Annotated in this window: 15 protein-coding genes; 6 read left to right on the top strand and 9 right to left on the bottom strand. The window is 66.1% G+C overall.

Annotated features, from left to right (window positions below; translation table 11 throughout):
* The first annotated feature begins 302 nt into the window (after positions 1 to 302).
* Positions 303 to 2663, top strand: coding sequence for a hypothetical protein (locus G3W89_RS09965; RefSeq protein WP_162573933.1), 2361 nt, complete (start codon positions 303 to 305; stop codon positions 2661 to 2663).
* Between the two features lie 24 nt (positions 2664 to 2687).
* Here G3W89_RS09965 and G3W89_RS09960 read toward each other — a convergent pair whose 3' ends face one another.
* On the bottom strand, positions 2688 to 3332 hold the full coding sequence (locus tag G3W89_RS09960) for a hypothetical protein (RefSeq protein WP_162573932.1): 645 nt from the start codon (positions 3330 to 3332) through the stop codon (positions 2688 to 2690).
* 110 nt (positions 3333 to 3442) lie between these two features.
* On the bottom strand, positions 3443 to 3808 hold the full coding sequence (locus tag G3W89_RS09955; RefSeq protein WP_162573931.1) for a nuclear transport factor 2 family protein: 366 nt from the start codon (positions 3806 to 3808) through the stop codon (positions 3443 to 3445).
* A gap of 175 nt (positions 3809 to 3983) precedes the next feature.
* Between G3W89_RS09955 and G3W89_RS09950 the strand changes: the two genes are divergently transcribed.
* Positions 3984 to 4475: a thermonuclease family protein gene (locus G3W89_RS09950; RefSeq protein WP_162573930.1), complete on the top strand. Its 492-nt coding sequence runs from the start codon at positions 3984 to 3986 to the stop codon at positions 4473 to 4475.
* Between the two features lie 45 nt (positions 4476 to 4520).
* Here the strand turns inward: G3W89_RS09950 and G3W89_RS09945 are convergent, their stop codons facing one another.
* The gene (locus tag G3W89_RS09945; RefSeq protein ID WP_162573929.1) at positions 4521 to 5837 is read right to left on the bottom strand and encodes a hemolysin family protein; all 1317 of its coding nucleotides are present in this window, start codon (positions 5835 to 5837) and stop codon (positions 4521 to 4523) included.
* A 25-nt stretch (positions 5838 to 5862) separates the two neighbouring features.
* Here G3W89_RS09945 and G3W89_RS09940 point away from each other — a divergent pair, with 25 nt between their 5' ends.
* Complete coding sequence (locus G3W89_RS09940) at positions 5863 to 6705, top strand: symmetrical bis(5'-nucleosyl)-tetraphosphatase (RefSeq protein ID WP_162573928.1); 843 nt, start codon at positions 5863 to 5865, stop codon at positions 6703 to 6705.
* Between the two features lie 10 nt (positions 6706 to 6715).
* Here G3W89_RS09940 and G3W89_RS09935 read toward each other — a convergent pair whose 3' ends face one another.
* The 4 genes from G3W89_RS09935 to guaD all read right to left on the bottom strand — a co-directional run bounded on the left by G3W89_RS09935 (position 6716) and on the right by guaD (position 11231).
* Entirely contained in the window at positions 6716 to 8185 is a 1470-nt protein-coding gene (locus tag G3W89_RS09935) for a DEAD/DEAH box helicase (protein WP_162573927.1), read from the bottom strand.
* 94 nt (positions 8186 to 8279) lie between these two features.
* Entirely contained in the window at positions 8280 to 9161 is an 882-nt protein-coding gene (gene ypfJ, locus G3W89_RS09930) for a KPN_02809 family neutral zinc metallopeptidase (protein WP_162573926.1), read from the bottom strand.
* Between the two features lie 154 nt (positions 9162 to 9315).
* Complete coding sequence (gene dcd / locus G3W89_RS09925) at positions 9316 to 9882, bottom strand: dCTP deaminase (RefSeq protein ID WP_162573925.1); 567 nt, start codon at positions 9880 to 9882, stop codon at positions 9316 to 9318.
* A 59-nt stretch (positions 9883 to 9941) separates the two neighbouring features.
* A complete protein-coding gene (gene guaD, locus G3W89_RS09920) occupies positions 9942 to 11231 on the bottom strand; it encodes a guanine deaminase (protein WP_162573924.1) in 1290 nt (429 codons plus the stop codon).
* 183 nt (positions 11232 to 11414) lie between these two features.
* Between guaD and G3W89_RS09915 the strand changes: the two genes are divergently transcribed.
* Positions 11415 to 12560, top strand: coding sequence for a glycosyltransferase family 4 protein (locus G3W89_RS09915; protein ID WP_162573923.1), 1146 nt, complete (start codon positions 11415 to 11417; stop codon positions 12558 to 12560).
* Positions 12557 to 13219: an acyltransferase gene (locus G3W89_RS09910; protein WP_162573922.1), complete on the top strand. Its 663-nt coding sequence runs from the start codon at positions 12557 to 12559 to the stop codon at positions 13217 to 13219. The genes G3W89_RS09915 and G3W89_RS09910 overlap by 4 nt, the downstream gene beginning before the upstream one ends.
* Before the next feature lie 15 nt (positions 13220 to 13234).
* Here the strand turns inward: G3W89_RS09910 and G3W89_RS09905 are convergent, their stop codons facing one another.
* Positions 13235 to 14323, bottom strand: coding sequence for a BMP family ABC transporter substrate-binding protein (locus G3W89_RS09905; protein WP_162573921.1), 1089 nt, complete (start codon positions 14321 to 14323; stop codon positions 13235 to 13237).
* A 241-nt stretch (positions 14324 to 14564) separates the two neighbouring features.
* Here G3W89_RS09905 and G3W89_RS09900 point away from each other — a divergent pair, with 241 nt between their 5' ends.
* Positions 14565 to 15308, top strand: a complete 744-nt coding sequence (locus tag G3W89_RS09900; protein ID WP_232076436.1) for an EAL domain-containing protein — start codon at positions 14565 to 14567, stop codon at positions 15306 to 15308.
* A 38-nt stretch (positions 15309 to 15346) separates the two neighbouring features.
* Here the strand turns inward: G3W89_RS09900 and G3W89_RS09895 are convergent, their stop codons facing one another.
* Positions 15347 to 17230, bottom strand: a complete 1884-nt coding sequence (locus G3W89_RS09895) for a GspE/PulE family protein (RefSeq protein ID WP_162573920.1) — start codon at positions 17228 to 17230, stop codon at positions 15347 to 15349.
* Positions 17231 to 17280: the final 50 nt, after the last annotated feature.

Here is a 17280-nt window from a genome sequence, read left to right as displayed (position 1 = left end):
CCGTCGTTTCGCGACATTTTTGTGACAATTTTTGACCGGATCGTTACTTTTGGTTAGACATCGCCTTCCCCAATCAACCGGAAGGTCGTCAGATGCTCCCCAGCGGAATCCACATTCCAAACAGCGCCTCGTCACACTATCTGAATCCAGCGCAGACGACGCACGATCCCAGGCCTCTGAATCAGAACAGGAATCCTCCGACTCGACCACCCGGGGTCCCGACGCTCGCCCTCGCAGAGCTCCGGCAGCAGTTCCAGCAAACGAGGCCGCTCCACCACCCGAATCAGGCCAGGCAATCGTCATTGCCTTTGATCCGTCGCATTGTCGCGAAAGACCTGACCCGTGCCCTCACGAGGGCACAACGGGCTCTGCCCGAAGACGATATCGCGGCAGCGGGCGCGATCATCGCCCGTGCACAAGGCCTGATCGATTCCTCGAGCGACGACACGCCGGATCTTCCAGACGATCAAAAGGAGTTGCGCGCTGATATCGAGCACGTGATGGCCTGCATGCAGGAAGCCGTGGCGGAACATCCGGGGGACACCCCCGATGCCCAGCAGCAGCGGCGCTGCCTGCTGATCGACTGCCTGTGCGCTGTCTTTCGCAACGACTTCAAAAGCGACGCCGGACGATGGGCCGCCAATGTAGCCAATGTGTCAGCGCGCACCGGCCTGGTCGTGACCCTGAGCACTCTCATGCGCGACGCAGTCGCCTTCGAGGTGAGCCAATCCGACGCGCTAGGTGAAAGCGCGCTGAGCATCTCGAGCATCTTGGCGATCGCCATTGCACCTACCCTCAACGTGCTGGGCGGCATTCTCTCCGGCGGCCTGGGCACGGCCAATCGCACCAGCGTCATCTCGCGCCTGGTCCTGGGCGTCTTCAACCTCGGCGTCACTCTGGCCTGCTACCAGACGGGCACGCTGGAGGCATATGGAAGAACCATGAGCCCGTTCGTTTGCTACAGCCTCGCTCGCGATACATGCAACTACTTCTTCCCTCTCAGGGACAACCTCACATCGCTTCCGAAGCGCGCGGCTTTCGCATCGGGGGCGATCTATTCCTTGTTCCAATCTCTTGGTGGAATGGGGATGGGCATGGCATTTCCCCTTGCAGGTGCCAGCGGCCTCCCTCGCGCAGTCGGCGACGAGGCAAGTGCCGCAGCCGCACTCCATCTTCCTCACTCTCTTGGCCACTCCGTGACGAACTCCTTGCTGGAAATCGAGGACGACCTTGTTTTCGGGGCCTTCGCGAGATGGTTCGGCAGGGCCCGCGCAGACACTTCGAGCATTCAGGAGGAAGGCTTCCATGCGCGCTACATCGAAGAGCTGAGCACCTTCGCCAAGGAACTGCTGGACACGCCTGCCGAGCAGCGCGAGCAACTGATCAACTCGAAGAATTTCGATTTGTATGGGCGAGAGATCCAGCGGCTGGACGACGCGGGTGAGGACGCCCTCGACGATGCACAAAAGCAGTATTTGAAGCGTCTTCGAAGAGAACTGGATGTCTATAAGAAAACCAAGACATTGGACCGGCAGTGGCTTTCATTGGACCTGGACTGCAACATCTTTTCTTTTGAAGAGCTAGAGGGCATGGCAAATACCGAACGAGAGCTTGGCGTTTATAGAAAAACGCGAGAGCTGGACCGACTGCAGAAGCTGGCTCCGAATCAGTTCAAAACAAGCCGGCAAATGGAGTACTTGGCAGCGCTCGAGACAGACGTGGAAAAAGATGAAGAAGAATTGAAGCAAATCGAACAACCTGGACAACCGATTTCATTGGAGGAGGAAGTCCAGAAAACAGAGCGCCGAGCACATCTTCTCTCCGCACGTGACCGCCCCGATCCATTGCATCCAAGACTACGGCCAATACCCAGTCTGAAGCGCGACGCGCAGAAGACGCCGGATTTCACTTGCTTTGATCAGATGATCAGGCAAACCACCGGTCTGTTGGCGAACGCCCAGGCCTTGACACACCAGACACGCGACCAGATCGTGCAGGAAATTTTTGTGGACGCGTTCCTGCGAGCCTATTTCCCGGGCGTGCTCACGCCCGTGGAGTTCGCCGTCCTGGCTTCGCTCGACAACGAAGATTCGAAGACTGTTCCCTCCGAACGCAAGCAGACCTTTGTCCAGGAAGTTGCCGAAACGAGGCGTGAAGCCTCCGATGGATATCGCGTCCATGCCGAATTTCGCTCGTTCGGTGAGATGTCATGGACCGAGCTGTTCGAGAGCTTCGGCAGGCAACTCCTTCTCACCGATGCCGGGCGCCAGAACGTGTTTGCGAACGTCGTGGGCACGTCGATATTGCTGGACCCCTGGGTCCAACAGAACTTCGACGAAAGGACGCAGTTGCTGATCGGGGGGCTGATCGTCGGGATCTGCATCTTCGTAGTCTACGCACCGCTATACCTCCTGCACACGGAAGGTGCTTCACCGGGGCGGCGGGTCGAGCGGCCGGGAGGCCAAGGCGGCTTTCCTCCTCTTCGGCGCGAAGAGGAACTGAGAGAAGTCCTGACACCGAGGACCGATGGGAGAAACATGACGCGGCGCGACGAGCGCGCCATCAGCGAAGCGATGACCGAGTACGAACCCGATTCCGACTCGCCATCGGATGACGACATCGAACTCGGAAGAATCCCGACGCCCCGGATATTCGCGGAATAGGTTCGCGACCGCCGGGCGCGGGCCCTACCCCGCCCGGCAGTTCCCGAATTCGCAACGCACGGCCATCGTCTGGCCGTTGTTGCAGGGGATGCTGTGGCGCTCGTAGCCAGGGCCCTTGTCGACCAGCGTAGCCATCGGCAGCACGCTGCAGCGGCGGGCCTTGGCGAACTGCTCGGCGCTGTAGGTGTCGCGGCCGGTGCTTCGCAGTGCGGGCTGGGCAAAGCGCTGGCCCGGCGGCACCCAGGTCACGCGCACGCTGGGGTCGGTGTTGACGTAGCCCCTCTGCGCCAGGCAGTTGACCATGGCGGTTTCCTGCCTGGCATGCCAGACGCGGCGCTCGGGCGTGTAGACGGCCTTCTGGAAAGCGTAAAGGCCGCCGACCACAGCAACGCCGCTCAGCGTCGGAATGCCGGCCATCCAGCCGGCGCCGACCACGCCGGTGTCGATCACGGCGAGTGCGTCGTCATGCTGGCTGGCGCGGAACGGGATGGTGGCGGCCGAGGCGCGGCACCGGGCCAGGTCCTGTTCGTAGGCCGCAGGGTCGTTGGCAGGCGCCTGAACGGCGGGGACGTAGTCCGCGCCGGAACCTGAACCGGGGCCCTGGTTGGGGCGGGTCGCGCAGCCGGCCACCAGGGCGGCGATGCAGAAGATGCTCAGCAGTCTTTTCATGGATGTCCTCGACGGTCCTCTACTCCGCCGTCGATTGAATCACACAAATAGTTACTTTCCCAAGCGACTTTTGCCACGCCGGGGCGCCCGCGCCACACGCCCCCGGGGCCTCAGCCGCGGGCCTTGCGCCAGGAGTTCTTGAGCTGGATGTGGCCGTCGCGGAAAGTGAAGTGGTCGCAGCCGTTGGTCTCGACGCGGACGCCGTCGCTGGCGCGGGTGCCCACGAAGGTCCATTCGGAGACGCCCCGATCGCCGGCGATGAAGTGCCGCGCGCCAAGCCACTGGGCGTCGGGATAGTCGTGCCACACGCGGCTGAAGCCTTCGCGCACCGCCTGCGGCCCCACGAAGCGGGTGCCGCAGGCCTCGGGGCCGGCGCTGGCCTCGAAGACGCAGTCGTCGGTCATGAAATGCATGAGGGTGTCGATGTCGTGGCGGTTCCACGCGTCGGCAAAGGCCTGGAGAAAGGATTCAGTCATTTGCGGTCTCCTCGTTCATGGGTCGCCGAGGGCGCTGCGCAGGAGAATTGCCATCGCACCCTCGACGGTGGCAGGCCGTGCCGATCGTACAGGGCGCAGCCTCGACGCGGAGCTTCGGCGACGAGCGTACCGGCAGCGCCTGATCGGAACCCTTAGGATCGACCGCTTTGGCCTGATGCTTTCCGCCGCTCTCTTCTGCCTGGTCGTCGCCATCAGCGACGGCGACACCCTCAAGGTCCGCTGTGGCGAGCCCGGCGCCTTTCGCCAGCTCACCGTGCGCCTGCATGCCATCGATGCGCCCGAGCTGAACCAGCCCTTCGGACGGCGCGCCAAGCAGGCGCTGTCGCAGTTCACCTACCTCAAGACGGCGCGGCTGGACTGCGAGCACGACGAAGACCGCTATCAGCGGCGCGTGTGCCGCGTGCAGGTTGCACCGAACTCCTGCACCGACGCCCGCTGCGCGAAAACGCTGGACGCGGGCCTTGCGATGCTCACTGTGGGCATGGCCTGGTGGTCACGTGCCTATGCCGACGAACAAAGCCGCACCGAGCGCAGCCGGTACGAGTTCGCCGAGGTCGAGGCGAAGGCCAAGCGCGCCGGCCTGTGGGCCGATCGCCGGCCGGTGCCACCTTGGAGGTGGCGCGCCGAACATCCGCGCCCCCGCTGAAGCGCGGACGGCGTGCGTTTGCGCCTCCACCAGCGCCCACTGTCCTCAGGCGGCCTCGTTCTGGGGCGCCGCTGCAATCGAACGGGCCACCACCCGGTCGATGCGCTTGCCATCGAGCGCCACGATCTGGAAGCGCCAGCCCTCGCAATCGATCTCCTCGTTGACTTCGGGCAGGTGGCCGGCCACGAAGATCAACAGCCCGGCCACCGTGTTGTAGCGGCCGCGGTCCTCGTCAGGCAGCTCGCGGATGCCCAGGCGCGCACGCAGCTCGGCCACGGGCATCAGCCCGTCGAGCTCCCACACGCCATCGGGGCGCTTCTGAGCCCACGCGTCGCCCTGGGTAGCCGTCTGCAGCTCGCCGGTGATGGCTTCGAGCAGGTCGCCCGGCGTCATCAAGCCTTGCACCACGCCGTACTCGTCCACGACGAACACCAGGCGCGCGGCTCGCGCTCGGAACTGTTCGAGCAGCTCCATGCCGGTGAGGGTCTCGGGCACGAAGACCGCCGGCTGTGCTTCGTCCTCGATGGCGCCCGCATGTGCCAGGCCCAGCGCCAGCAGTCGTGCCACGCTGATGGTGCCCACGACGTCGTCCAGCGAACCGCGGCACACCGGGTACCACGAATGGATCTCGTCGCGCACCGCGTCCACCGACACCTTCCGAAGGGCCTCCTCGACGCTGGCGGAAGCTTCCAGCCAGTCGATGTCGGCGCGCGGAACCATCAGCGAGCTGAGGCGCCGGTCGTCCAGGTGGAACACGTTGCGGACCATCTGGTGCTCGTGCATCTCGATGACACCGGCGTCAACGCCCTCCTCCAGGCTCGCAGAGATCTCCTCCTCGGTCACCAAGCGGCCGGCGTTCAGGTCGATGCGCAGCAGCTTCAGCGTCGTGGCCGTGGCGCCCGACAGGAGCAGCACGAAGGGCTTGGCGGCGGCGGCCAGCATGTGCATGGGGCGTGCGACGTGTCGTGCCACCGGCTCCGGATAGAGCTGACCGATGCGCTTGGGCACCAGCTCGCCGAAGATGATGGTGAAGAAGGTGATGCAGCTCACCACCACGGCGGTGGACACGAAGCTGGCGGCGCCCGGGCCCATGCCGACGCCCTCCATCCAGATCGCCAGCGGGCCGGCGAAGGCAGCCTCTCCGACGATTCCGCTCAGCATGCCGATCGACGTGATTCCGATCTGCACGGTGGAGAGGAACTGCGTTGGGGATTCCATCAGGGTCAGCGCTGCCGCGGCGCCCGGATCACCCGTTTCGGCCAGCGCGGCCAGACGGGCCCGGCGGCTGGTGGACAGGGCCATTTCGGACATTGCGAACAACGCATTGAGCGTGGTCAACAAGGCCAGCAGAAGAACATCCATGGAGGGGGGGAGAGAATGGGGACCCATGGCACTTTACTTGATCGGCGACGTGCAGGGCTGCGATGAACCCCTGGCGCGTCTCCTCGACCACATCGACTTTTCCCCCAGCCGCGATCAGCTCGTGCTGCTGGGCGACCTGGTCAACCGCGGCCCGGACTCGCTTGCTGTCCTGCGGCGCATTCAGCGCCTGGACGGGGCCGCGCAGAGCCTGCTCGGCAACCACGACCTGCACCTCCTGGGCGTGGCCCAGGGCGCGCGCAAGCACGGCCGCAAGGACACGCTGGACGAGGTGCTGGCCGCACCCGACCGGGAGGCCCTGGTCGATTGGCTCCGTCGGCAACCCATGGCATTGCACCGCCAACTGGCCGATGGCGAGCTGCTGATGGTGCATGCGGGCGTGCTGCCGCAATGGAGCCTTTCGGACACGCTGGGGCTGGCGTCGGAGCTCGAGTCGGTGCTGCGCGGGCCCGCCTGGACCGAGTTCCTGCAGACCATGTATGGCAACGAGCCCGCGCAATGGAGCGATGCGCTCAGCGGCAGTGCACGCCTGCGCGTCATCGTGAACGCGCTGACGCGGCTGCGTTTCTGCAGTGCGGAGGGCGTGATGGAGTTCGAGACCAAAGACGGGTCAGCGGCCGCGCCCGCGGGCTTCATGCCCTGGTTCGACGTACCCGGGCGGCGCACCGCGAAGCTCGTGGTCGCCTTCGGCCACTGGTCCACGCTGGGATGGCTGTCGCGGCCAGACCTGCTGTCCACCGACACGGGCTGCGTCTGGGGCGGTTGCCTGAGTGCGGTGCGCATCGGCGCGACGGCCGCGGATCGCGAGCTGATCCAGGTGCGCTGCGCGCAGTCGCAGAAGCCGGGCTGAGAGCCCGGCTTCAGTTCGGCTGCGGCTCCGACGTGGCCTTGAACAGCGCCGGGACCTTGCGCTTGCTCTTGATGTTGCTCGAAATGCCGCGCGCGGGCGTTGCCTTGGCGGCAGCCTCCCAGGAAGGCGCGGCCTCCCGCTCCGGACTCTCGTAGGGTTTTTCGAAGAACGGGTCGCGCGGCGCCGCGGGTGCGCGGTGCGGCCGTGCGCCACGCCCGAAGCGGGCCTCGCCGTTGCGCTCGCGGGGCTGGTCGAGCACGTCGCGCGCGTCGCCGGCCTCGCCCTCGTCGCGCCAGTGGCGACGGCCATCGTTGATGCGCCCGCGCGGACGGTCTTCCTCGAACTCGATGGCTTCCAGCTCGATCTTCTTCTTGATGAGCTTCTCGATGTCAGCCACCAGCCTCACATCGTTGCCGCCGCTGGCGAAGCTCACCGCCAGGCCCGAGGCGCCCGCGCGGCCGGTGCGGCCGATGCGATGCACGTAATCTTCGGCGTTGAAAGGGATGTCGAAGTTGAAGACCGCGGGCACGTCCTTGATGTCGAGACCGCGCGCCGCCACATCGGTGGCCACCAGCAGGTCGACCTCGCCCGCCTTGAAGGCGGCCAGCGACTTCAGGCGCTCGTCCTGGCTCTTGTCGCCGTGCAGTGCCGTGGTGTTGAGCCCCTCGCGCTCGAGCGAGCGCGCAAGCCGCGCACAACCCAGCTTGCTGTTGACGAAAACGAAGGCCTGCTTGAGGCCACGCTGCCTGAGGATCTGCTTCAGCGCGCGGCGCTTGTCGTCGTCGCTCACGCTGTAGAAATGCTGCTCGACGGTGGAAGCCGTCTCGTTCGGCCGCGCCACCTCGATGGTGACCGGGTTCTGCAGGTAGCTGCCGGCCAGGCGCCTGATCTCGGGCGAGAAGGTGGCCGAGAACAGCAGCGTGGTGCGCTGCTTCGGCAGGTACGAGAGGATGCGCTGCAGGTCGGGCAGGAAGCCGATGTCCAGCATGCGGTCGGCCTCGTCGAGCACGACGTACTCGACCTGGTTGAGCACCGCATTCTTGGCCTCGATGTGGTCCAGCAGACGGCCCGGCGTGGCCACCAGGACCTCGACGCCCTTCTTGAGCTCCAGGGTCTGCGGCTTCATGTCGATGCCGCCGAACACCACCGCGCTTCGCAGGTTGGTGTACTTGGCGTAGAGCTTGACCTGCTGCGCGACCTGGTCGGCCAACTCGCGCGTGGGCAGCAGCACCAGCGCACGCACCGGATGGCGCGCGGGCGAGGTCGAGCTGTTTTCGTGCTTGAGCATGCGCTGGAGCAAAGGCAGTGCGAAGGCGGCCGTCTTGCCGGTGCCGGTCTGCGCGGCGCCCATCACGTCCTGACCTGCGAGCACCACCGGAATGGCCTGCTCCTGGATCGGCGTCATGCTCTCGTAGCCCATTTCGGCCACCGCGCGCGCCAGCGGTTCGGCCAGGGAAAGATTGGAGAAGGAACTAGTCATGAAGCCCGCTATTGTCGCACTGCGGCAAAAAACGGGGATGACAGTGCGGTGACTGGCGCAATCGCTCTCTTTTCGATAGCGCCCGGAATCCGCGTCAAAGGCTGCGCGCGGCGAAGGTGTCGCAATCCTGGATCTTGCCGGTCTTGTACCCGGCTCCGAACCAGCGCTGGCGCTGCGCGCTGGAGCCATGGGTGAAGCTGTCGGGGACCACGGCCCGGCCGGCCGAGCGCTGAAGGGCATCGTCGCCGATCTTGGCGGCGGCGTTCATTGCGGCTTCGATGTCACCCGGGTCCAGCCAGCGCTTGGATTCCTGCGAGTGGTGAGCCCAGACACCCGCGAAGCAGTCGGCCTGCAGCTCGACCCGCACGCTCAGCGCGTTGTTCTGCGCCTGGCTCAGGCGACCACGCATCTGGTCGACCTTGCCCGTGACGCCGAGCTCGTCCTGCACGTGGTGTCCCACCTCGTGCGCGATCACGTAGGCACGCGCAAATTCGCCCGGAGCGCCCAGCTGTCGCGAGAGTGTGTCGTAGAAGCTCAGGTCGATGTAGACCTTCTGATCGCCCGGGCAGTAGAACGGGCCCATGGCTGCCTGGCCCGCGCCACAGGCCGTTTGCGTGGCGCCGCGGAACAGCACCAGGCGCGTGGGCGTGTAGTTGCTTCCGTTCTGCCGGAACACATCGCTCCACACCACCTCGGTGTTGCGCAGCACCGTGGAAACGAAGGCGGCCTCGCGGTCCTCCGCCGGCGGCTTCTGGGCCGGGCCCTGCTGCTGCACCTGGGCCGGCGGCTCGCCGCCGCTCATCATCCCGAGCAGGGTGAGCGGGTTGATGCCGAAGATCCACCCCGCGATCACGGCGACCGCGACGGTGCCCAGGCCGACGCTGCGCCCGCCGATCGGCAGGCCACCGAAGCCGCCACCGCCACCGCTGCGCCGGTCCTCGACGTTGTCCGATTGTTCGTTGCCTTCCCATCTCATGACGTGTCTCCTTGCCGCCCGCGACGGCTGCTGCCTCGCCGATGGTACGCGCTCGATCCGGGAGCACATCCATGGCCCAGGATCCTCGCGCAGGCCGGAGAGGGCAGCAGGGCCGGCGAGGCGCAAGCCCGTGCAGGACAGCGCCGCGAGTGCATCAGGCCTTGGGCAGCGTCACGCCCCGCTGCCCCTGGTACTTGCCGCCGCGGTCCTTGTAGCTGGTCTCGCACACCTCGTCGCTCTCGAAGAAGAGCACCTGTGCGCAACCCTCGCCGGCATAGATCTTGGCCGGCAGCGGGGTCGTGTTGCTGAACTCCAGCGTGACATAGCCTTCCCATTCGGGCTCGAAGGGCGTGACATTGACGATGATCCCGCAGCGCGCGTAAGTGCTTTTACCCAGGCAGATGGTCAGCACGTTGCGGGGGATGCGGAAGTACTCCACCGTGCGCGCCAGGGCGAAGCTGTTGGGCGGGATGATGCAGGAATCGCCGTGGAAGTCGACGAAGCTCTTCTCATCGAAGTTCTTCGGATCGACCACCGTGCTGTGGATGTTGGTGAAGACCTTGAACTCGGGCGCGCAGCGGATGTCGTAGCCGTAGCTGGAAGTGCCGTAGCTGATGATGCGGTGGCCGTCCTGCTCGCGGACCTGGCCCGGCTCGAAGGGCTCGATCATGCCGTTCTTCTCGGCCATGCGCCGGATCCACTTGTCGCTCTTGATGCTCATGTCAGGTCCTTCCTTGGGGCCGCTATTCTAGGCAGCGGCTCCCGCCGACCGGACCGGCCTCAGGTGCCCGAGGCTTGGGAAATCACGGTGCGCTCCACCAGCCGGTCATCCCCCAGCACGATCATCGCGAACAACAGTTCCTCCAGGCTTTCCGCCCGCGCCGTCTTGCGCGCCAGCATCGGCGTCGCCTTGGGGTCGAGCACCAGGAAGTCGGCCTCGCAGCCCGGCTGCAAGTTGCCTATGACACCTTCCAACCCGAGAGCCCTGGCCGCTGCGCCAGTGTGCCGCCACCACAACTGCGAGGGCGCGATGCTGACGCCCGGCTTGGTCTGGCCCTCGCGCCCCACGTAGTAGGCGGCAAGCATGGTCGAAAAGGGACTGAAGCTGGTGCCGCCGCCCACGTCGCTGGCCAGGCCGTAGGCACAGCCGATGCGGTCGGCGCCCTCGAAGTCGAAGAAGCCGCTGCCGAGGAACAGGTTGCTGGTCGGGCTCACCGCCGCGGCGGTGCCGGTCGCGCGCATCAGGCGTCGGTCGTCATCGTCGAAATGAATGCAGTGGGCGTAGACGGCCCGCTCGCGCATCAGGCCGAAGCCCTGGTAGACATCGAGGTAGGAACGGGCGCCCGGGAAGAGCTCGCGCGCCCACTTGACCTCGTCCTTGTTCTCGGCCACGTGCGAGTGGATCCAGGTGTCCGGGTATTTGGTAGCCAGCTCGCCCGCGCCGCGCAGCTGCGCGTCGGTGCTGGTGGGCGCGAAGCGCGGGGTAATCGCGTAGCCCAGCCGGTCGACGCCGTGCCAGCGGCGAATCAGTGATTCGGTATCGATCAGGCTTTGTTCAGTTTCGTCGCGTACACCGTCTGGCGAATGGCGATCCTGCAGCACCTTGCCCGTGATCATCCGCAGCGAACGGTGCTGCGCCGCCTCGAAGAAGGCCTGCACCGAGGCCGGGTGCGAGGTCGCAAAGGTCAGGGAGGTCGTGACGCCGTTGCGCAGCAACTCGTCGAAGAAGACCTCGGCCACCTCGGCCGCATGGGCCGGCTCGGCGAAGCGGCTCTCGGCCGGGAAGGTGTAGTTCTCGAGCCAGGGCAGCAGCCCTTCGGAAGGCGCGCCGATGATGTCGGTCTGCGGGAAGTGGATGTGCATGTCCACGAACCCGGGCGCGATGATTCGGCCCGGCCAGTGCGTGACCACCGCGTCCGGATGGCGGGCGGAGACGCTTGCGAAGGCACCAGCATCCTGCACCCGCTGGCGGCCGGCGGCGTCGGGGCCGACGAGCAGCAGGCCGTCCTCGTCGAAAATGGGCTGGCCGGCGGCGTCGAATCGCAGAAGGGAGGCACGGTAGGCTTGCATGGACTGGAGGGTAAGGCAGCGAAGCCCGGTATGGAATGTGCAAGCGCGTATGGAGGCTATACGACAGCCTCGGCGGCCTTGGCCCACCTCCCGGGTGTTCCCGCCGCTAGAACATAATTCTTGCTTCACCCCAATAGGAACAGCGATGACTTCACGCGACGCAGACCGCCGCGCTTGTCCAACATGAAAGTGCTCCTTATCGGGAACTACGTCCCCGACGGCCAGACCAGCATGCTGGCGTTCAAAAGAATCCTGGAACGCGAACTGCCGCACAACGGCTGCGAGCTTCGCGTGTTGACGCCACCGCGGCGCGTGCTGCGGGTGCCCACCACGTCACGGCTGTGGAAGTGGCTCGGCTACGTGGACAAGTTCATCCTCTTCATCCCCACGCTCGCCCGTCACCTGCGCTGGGCCGATGTCGTACACGTCACGGACCATTCCAACGGGATGTACATCCCCTGGGTAAAGTCCAAGCCCAACATCATCACGTGCCATGACGTCATCGCGGTACAGGCCGCCAAGGGCATGGTCGACGGCTGGAACGTGGGCTGGACGGGCCGGCTGTTCCAGCGCCTCATCGTCAAGGGGCTGGACGCGGCCGACCTGGTTGCCTGCGTCTCGCACCTGACCCGGCGCGAGCTGCTGGCGCTGGGACTGGCCCAGGAGCCGCGGGTCACCGTGGTGCTCAACGGCCTCAACGACGACTTCCGGCCTGTGCCGCCCGAAGAGGCCCAGCGCCTGATCCAGCGCTTCGGCATCTCGACCACCGACAAGTTCCTGATCCATGTCGGCTGGGACCTGGCGCGCAAGAACCGACGCAAGGTGGTCGAGACCTTTATCGCGCTGCACGAGCGAGCAGCGGCGACCGGCCAGCCTGCGCCGGTAGAGCAGCTGCTGTTCGTCGGCCCGGAACTGGTGCCGGAGGTGGCCGAGCTCGCGCGCAAGCACGGTGTGGCCGATCGAATCAAGACGGTGCAGCGCGTCTCGCACGAGGAGCTGCGCGCCCTCTACGCCAGCGCGACTGCCCTGCTCTTCCCTTCGCTCCAGGAAGGCTTCGGCTGGCCCGTGATCGAGGCCCAGGCCTGCGGCTGCCCGGTCTTCACGTCCGACCTGGCGCCGATGAACGAGATCGGCGGCGAAGGCGCGGTCTACGTGGATCCCGACGACGCCGATGCCATGGCCGCCGCGATCGAGAACGCAGCACCGCGCTTCGCCGAGATGCGCCGCCTGGGCCTCGAAAACGCCACGCACTACTCGGCGCAACGCATGGCCTCGAGCTACGTGGATGCCTACCGCCGCGTGCTCGAAGAGCGGAAGGCCGTCCGGTGAAGAGGCTGCTGGGCCTGCTGGTGGTGTTCCTGCCCTGGACGCTGAAGCGCGCGGTACTGCGCCGCTTCTGGGGCTACGAGATCGCCGATGGCGCGCGCATCGGGCTCTCCTATGTCTTCCCGGGCCACCTGGTGATGGGCGAGGGCGCGTACATCGGCCACTTCAACGTCGCCATTCACCTGGGGCGGCTCGAGTGCGGCGCGCACTCGGTCATCGACCGCTCGAACTGGATTACCGGCCACCCGCCCGCCGGCGCCCATTTCAGGCATCGCACCGAGCGAGATCCGACGCTCTCTCTGGGCGAGCATGCGGCCGTCACCAAGCAGCACATCATCGACTGCACCGACCGGGTCGACATCGGCGCCTTCACCACCGTCGCGGGCTACCACTCGCAGCTGATCACCCACGGCATCAACGCGCAGGAGAACCGGCAGGACTGCAAGCCCATTCGCATCGGCGCCTATTGCCTGGTGGGCACGCGAGTGACGGTGCTGGGCGGGGCCGCCCTGCCCGACCGTTCAATGCTGGGCGCGGGCTCGGTGCTCAACAAGGCGCACGGCGAGGAATACGCGGTTTACGCCGGCTCGCCGGCCGTGCAGGTGAAGAAGCTCGACCCCGAGGCCGCATACTTTCACCGCGACCGCGGCTTCGTGCACTGAGACGTCCTGGCGGCGTCAGCGTGCAACCCGCCCCTCGACCCCCTCGACGAGCCAGTTCATCATCAGGATCTGGTCGTCTCGCAGGCCCGTGTCCTTGGCGATGACGACCCTGCCCTCGTTGTCGCGCACGTCCTGGCTTGCGCGAAAGACCTGCAGCTTGCCGGTTGCGATGTCTTGCTGCCGCGCCAACACCTCTTCCTGGACGGCCTTGGGCACCTTGGGCCCGAAGTCGCCGACGCGGACCATTCCTTCCTTCACGCCCCCCCAGGTGTTGACCGGCTTCCAGCTGCCGTCGAGCACCGCCCTCGCGCGCCGGGTGTAGTAGCCGCCCCACTCGTGGATGACGGCGACGATCTGGGCATCGGGCGCGACCTTGCGCATGTCGGAGTGGTAGGCCACGGCCATCCTGCCGCGCTCCTGGGCCGCCGCCATCACGGCGGTGGAGCCGGTGTGGAAGGCGATCACGTCCACGTCCTGGTTGAACAGCGTCATCGCGGCATCGCGCTCCCGCGGCGGGTCGAACCAGGCGTCCAGCCACACGACCTTGACCCGCGCCTTCGGATCGACCGAGCGCATGCCCAGCGTGAAGGCGTTGATGCCCTGCAGCACCTCGGGAATCGGAAAGCCCGCGACGTATCCCGCAACATGGGTCTTGCTCATGCGCCCCGCAGCGACGCCGGCCAGGTAGCGCCCCTGGTAGTAACGCGCGTTGGCGGTCGCGACATTGGCTGCGGGCTTGTAACCCGTGATGGATTCGAACTTCACGTCGGGAAAATCGCGCGCCACCTTGAGGGTGGGCTCCATGTAGCCGAAGCTCGGCGTGAAGATCAGCTTGTGGCCCTGCTGCGCGAGATCGCGGATCACGCGCTCGGCATCGGGCCCCTCCGGCACGTTCTCGACATAGGTGGTCTTCACCTTGCTGCCGAGCGCCGCCTCGATGGCCTTGCGGCCCTCGTCGTGCTGCCGCACCCACCCGGCATCGGTGACGGGAGCGACATACACGAAGCCGATCTTGAGCGGGTCCGCCTGGACGGCGGATTGCGAAAAAGAAGGCGAGATGAAAAAACAGGCAGCCGCGAGCGCGGCGGCGAGGTTTTGGTACATGGTGTTCCTCTACATGGCCCCGGAAAAAAATCGGCGCTGCGGGGCAGCAGCACCGGCATTTTAGGCGGCGCGGCAACCCGTGACTTCGTCCGCTGCGCGGACCGCTTTGTGGCGCCGAAGCCGCGCCGCCGCGCCCGGGCACGCGCACAATGCAGCCATGCGGGAATCTGCACCCACTCCCTGCGGCCCCGTCCACCCGGCACGCACCTGCTCAACCATCGCCCGCGAGGATCCCTTTCAAGTGACTGCCCCGATCAGAGCCGACGCCGCTTTCCCAGGCGGCGACTCGGATTTCACGATGGCCTTCCAGCCCATCGTGGACCTCTCGCGGCAGGAAATCTTCGCGCACGAAGCCTTGGTGCGCGGCGCTTCCGGGGAAGGCGCTTCCGAGGTGCTCGCCCGCGTGGGACCGCAAGACCGCTTCGCGTTCCACGAGGCCTGCCGCGTGAGGGCGATCGAACTCGCAGCCGCATTGGGCATGGAGTCCAGGCTCAGCCTCAACGTCATGCCCAACGACGTCGCCGGCCAGGAGGCCTGCTTCCGCACCGCCATGGCCGCCGCCGCACGCTGCAACTTTCCGGTGCAGCAGCTGATGTTCGAGATCACCGAAGGCGAGCGCGTCGAGGACCTGCCCGGACTCGCCGCCACCTTCCGCACCTTCAAGCGCTACGGCTTTACCTCCGCAATCGACGATTTCGGCGCCGCCTATGCGGGCTTCGAACTGCTCGCGGCCTTCCAGCCCGACGTCGTGAAGATCGACATGAGCCTGGTCCGCGACATCCACATGGACCCGGTCCGCATCACCATCGTGAAAGGCTTCGTGGCGACCTGCGACGAGCTCCAGATCCGGGTCATCGCGGAAGGCGTCCAGGCCTCGGAAGAAGTCCATACGCTGCGCGGGCTGGGCGTAGACCTTTTTCAGGGCTTCCTGTTCGCCAGGCCAGCCATCGCCGCACTGCCGCTCGTGGACTGGCACGCCGCCTGACCCGGACCCCGGCCGGTTGAAAGGGCCCGCCCCGGGGCTCAAACGTTGCTGGTCGCGCGCACCTCGTCGATCGTGGTCTGCCCGGAAAGCACCTTGGCGATACCGTCCTGGCGCAGGGTGCGCATGCCCTCGCGCAATGCGGCCTGCTGCAGCTCTTCCGCGCGGGCACCTGCCTGCACCAGGCGGCGCAGCCCCTTCGACATCGTCATCAGCTCATGGATGCCCACGCGGCCCCTGAACCCGGTGTCCTTGCAGTGCTTGCAGCCGGTGCTCGAGAAGCTCATGAGCCGCCCGTCGCGGGCATGGCGGCGCTCCCACGAAGCGACCACACCTTCGCGGTCGGACTGCGACGCCTTCGCCGCGTAGGCATTCAGGTAGTCGGATACCAGTTCATCGATCTCCTCAGGGGTCAGGGGACGGCTGCTGATGCATTCGGTGCACAGGCGGCGCACCAGCCGCTGTGCCAGCACGGCCAGCAGCGAGTCCGCGAAGTTGAAAGGGTCCATGCCCATGTCGAGAAGGCGCGTCACCGTCTCCGGCGCGCTGTTGGTGTGCAGTGTCGACAGCACGAGGTGTCCCGTCAGCGAGGCCTCGATCGCTGTCTTCGCGGTTTCCTCGTCGCGGATTTCGCCAACCATGATCACGTCCGGGTCGGCGCGCACGAAGGCCCGCAACGCCTTGGCGAAGGTCCAGTCGATACGGGGGTTGATCTGCACCTGCCGCAGCCCCAGCTGGGTGATCTCGATCGGGTCTTCCGCAGTCCAGATCTTTCGCTCGGGCGTGTTGATGTGCATGAGGGCGGAGTGCAGGGTCGTCGTCTTGCCCGAGCCGGTCGGCCCGACGCAGAGCACCATGCCGTAGGGACGCTCGATGGCTTCCTTCAAACGCACCAGGTTGCGCCCCGACAATCCGAGCGCATCCAGTGCGATGGGCTTGGCCGACGCCAGGATGCGCATCACCACGTCCTCGAGCCCACTGGTGGTCGGGATGGTTGCGACGCGCAGCTCGATACGGTGCTGGGGCGAGAACTTGGCAAAGTTGATCTTGCCGTCCTGCGGCTTGCGCTTCTCGCTGATGTCGAGGTCGCACATGATCTTCACGCGCGCAACGATCGCGTTGCGGTAGCTGGGAGGCAGCTCCAGGTAGGTGTAGAGCCGGCCGTCGCGGCGAAAGCGGATGCGGGTCTTCTCGCGCCCCGGATAGCTCTCGATGTGGATGTCCGAGACCCCCTCGCGGTGCGCTTCGAGGATCATGCTGTTGATCATCCGCACCAGCGAGTTGTCGGACTGCTCGATCGGCGCGTCCTCGTCGGCTGGCGGGCGGACCTCCTTCTCGAGGGTCTCCAGCAGCTCGCTGGTACCGGCCAGGTCGAAGTCGATGCTCATCGGGTCGGCTGCGCTCGAGCGCCCTTCGGCCGGTGCGCCGATCTTTTCGTAGGCCTTGTGCAGCACGGAGTCCAGGTCGCGGCACTCGCCGATCACCGGCACCACCTTCATCTGCGCGATGAACTCCACCTCGTCGATGGCGGCGTGCCGGCTGGCCGGGTCGTCCAGGGCGAGCACGAGGCGGCCTTCGTGGATCATCAGCGGCATGACCTGCAAGCGCCGCGCCACGCCATGAGCGAGCTTGCGCAGGGCCTCGGCCGCGGCCGGAAACAGCTGGAGGTCGACGAGCGGATAGCCCATCTTGCGGACCAGCGCAATCTGGAGCTGCGAGCGGCTGACCACGCCCATGCGCACCAATGTCTCGCCCAGCGGCACGTTGCGATCGAGCTGCTGCTGCGCCAGCGCGGCCTCCAGCTGCTTCTCCGTGACCATGCCGAGCGAGACCAGGGCTTGTCCGATGCGCATGATCGGCATGCGGCTCTGGGCATCGAGCTCCTTCAACAACTGATCGGGCGTGACGACTTCCGCTGACGACATGGCTTTGACCTCTGGTTCGATTTTGCATTGGGGATTCTGAGGTCCCCGTC

Source organism: Variovorax sp. PBL-H6 (genome assembly GCF_901827155.1).
Lineage (GTDB): Bacteria > Pseudomonadota > Gammaproteobacteria > Burkholderiales > Burkholderiaceae_C > Variovorax.
The sequence above is the reverse complement of the archived record's forward strand: the minus strand, read 5'-3'. Positions and strand labels throughout refer to the sequence as shown.

Bases quoted from the DNA above. Each gene is read 5' to 3' on its own strand.
- dcd (WP_162573925.1), bottom strand. From the start codon at position 9,882: ATGAGCATCAAGAGCGACAAGTGGATCCGGCGCATGGCCGAGAAGAAC.
- G3W89_RS09955 (WP_162573931.1), bottom strand. From the start codon at position 3,808: ATGACTGAATCCTTTCTCCAGGCCTTTGCCGACGCGTGGAACCGCCAC.
- G3W89_RS09895 (WP_162573920.1), bottom strand. From the start codon at position 17,230: ATGTCGTCAGCGGAAGTCGTCACGCCCGATCAGTTGTTGAAGGAGCTC.
- G3W89_RS09945 (WP_162573929.1), bottom strand. From the start codon at position 5,837: ATGGATGTTCTTCTGCTGGCCTTGTTGACCACGCTCAATGCGTTGTTC.
- guaD (WP_162573924.1), bottom strand. From the start codon at position 11,231: ATGCAAGCCTACCGTGCCTCCCTTCTGCGATTCGACGCCGCCGGCCAG.
- G3W89_RS09935 (WP_162573927.1), bottom strand. From the start codon at position 8,185: ATGACTAGTTCCTTCTCCAATCTTTCCCTGGCCGAACCGCTGGCGCGC.
- G3W89_RS09915 (WP_162573923.1), top strand. From the start codon at position 11,415: ATGAAAGTGCTCCTTATCGGGAACTACGTCCCCGACGGCCAGACCAGC.
- G3W89_RS09960 (WP_162573932.1), bottom strand. From the start codon at position 3,332: ATGAAAAGACTGCTGAGCATCTTCTGCATCGCCGCCCTGGTGGCCGGC.
- G3W89_RS09950 (WP_162573930.1), top strand. From the start codon at position 3,984: ATGCTTTCCGCCGCTCTCTTCTGCCTGGTCGTCGCCATCAGCGACGGC.
- G3W89_RS09940 (WP_162573928.1), top strand. From the start codon at position 5,863: ATGGCACTTTACTTGATCGGCGACGTGCAGGGCTGCGATGAACCCCTG.
- ypfJ (WP_162573926.1), bottom strand. From the start codon at position 9,161: ATGAGATGGGAAGGCAACGAACAATCGGACAACGTCGAGGACCGGCGC.
- G3W89_RS09905 (WP_162573921.1), bottom strand. From the start codon at position 14,323: ATGTACCAAAACCTCGCCGCCGCGCTCGCGGCTGCCTGTTTTTTCATC.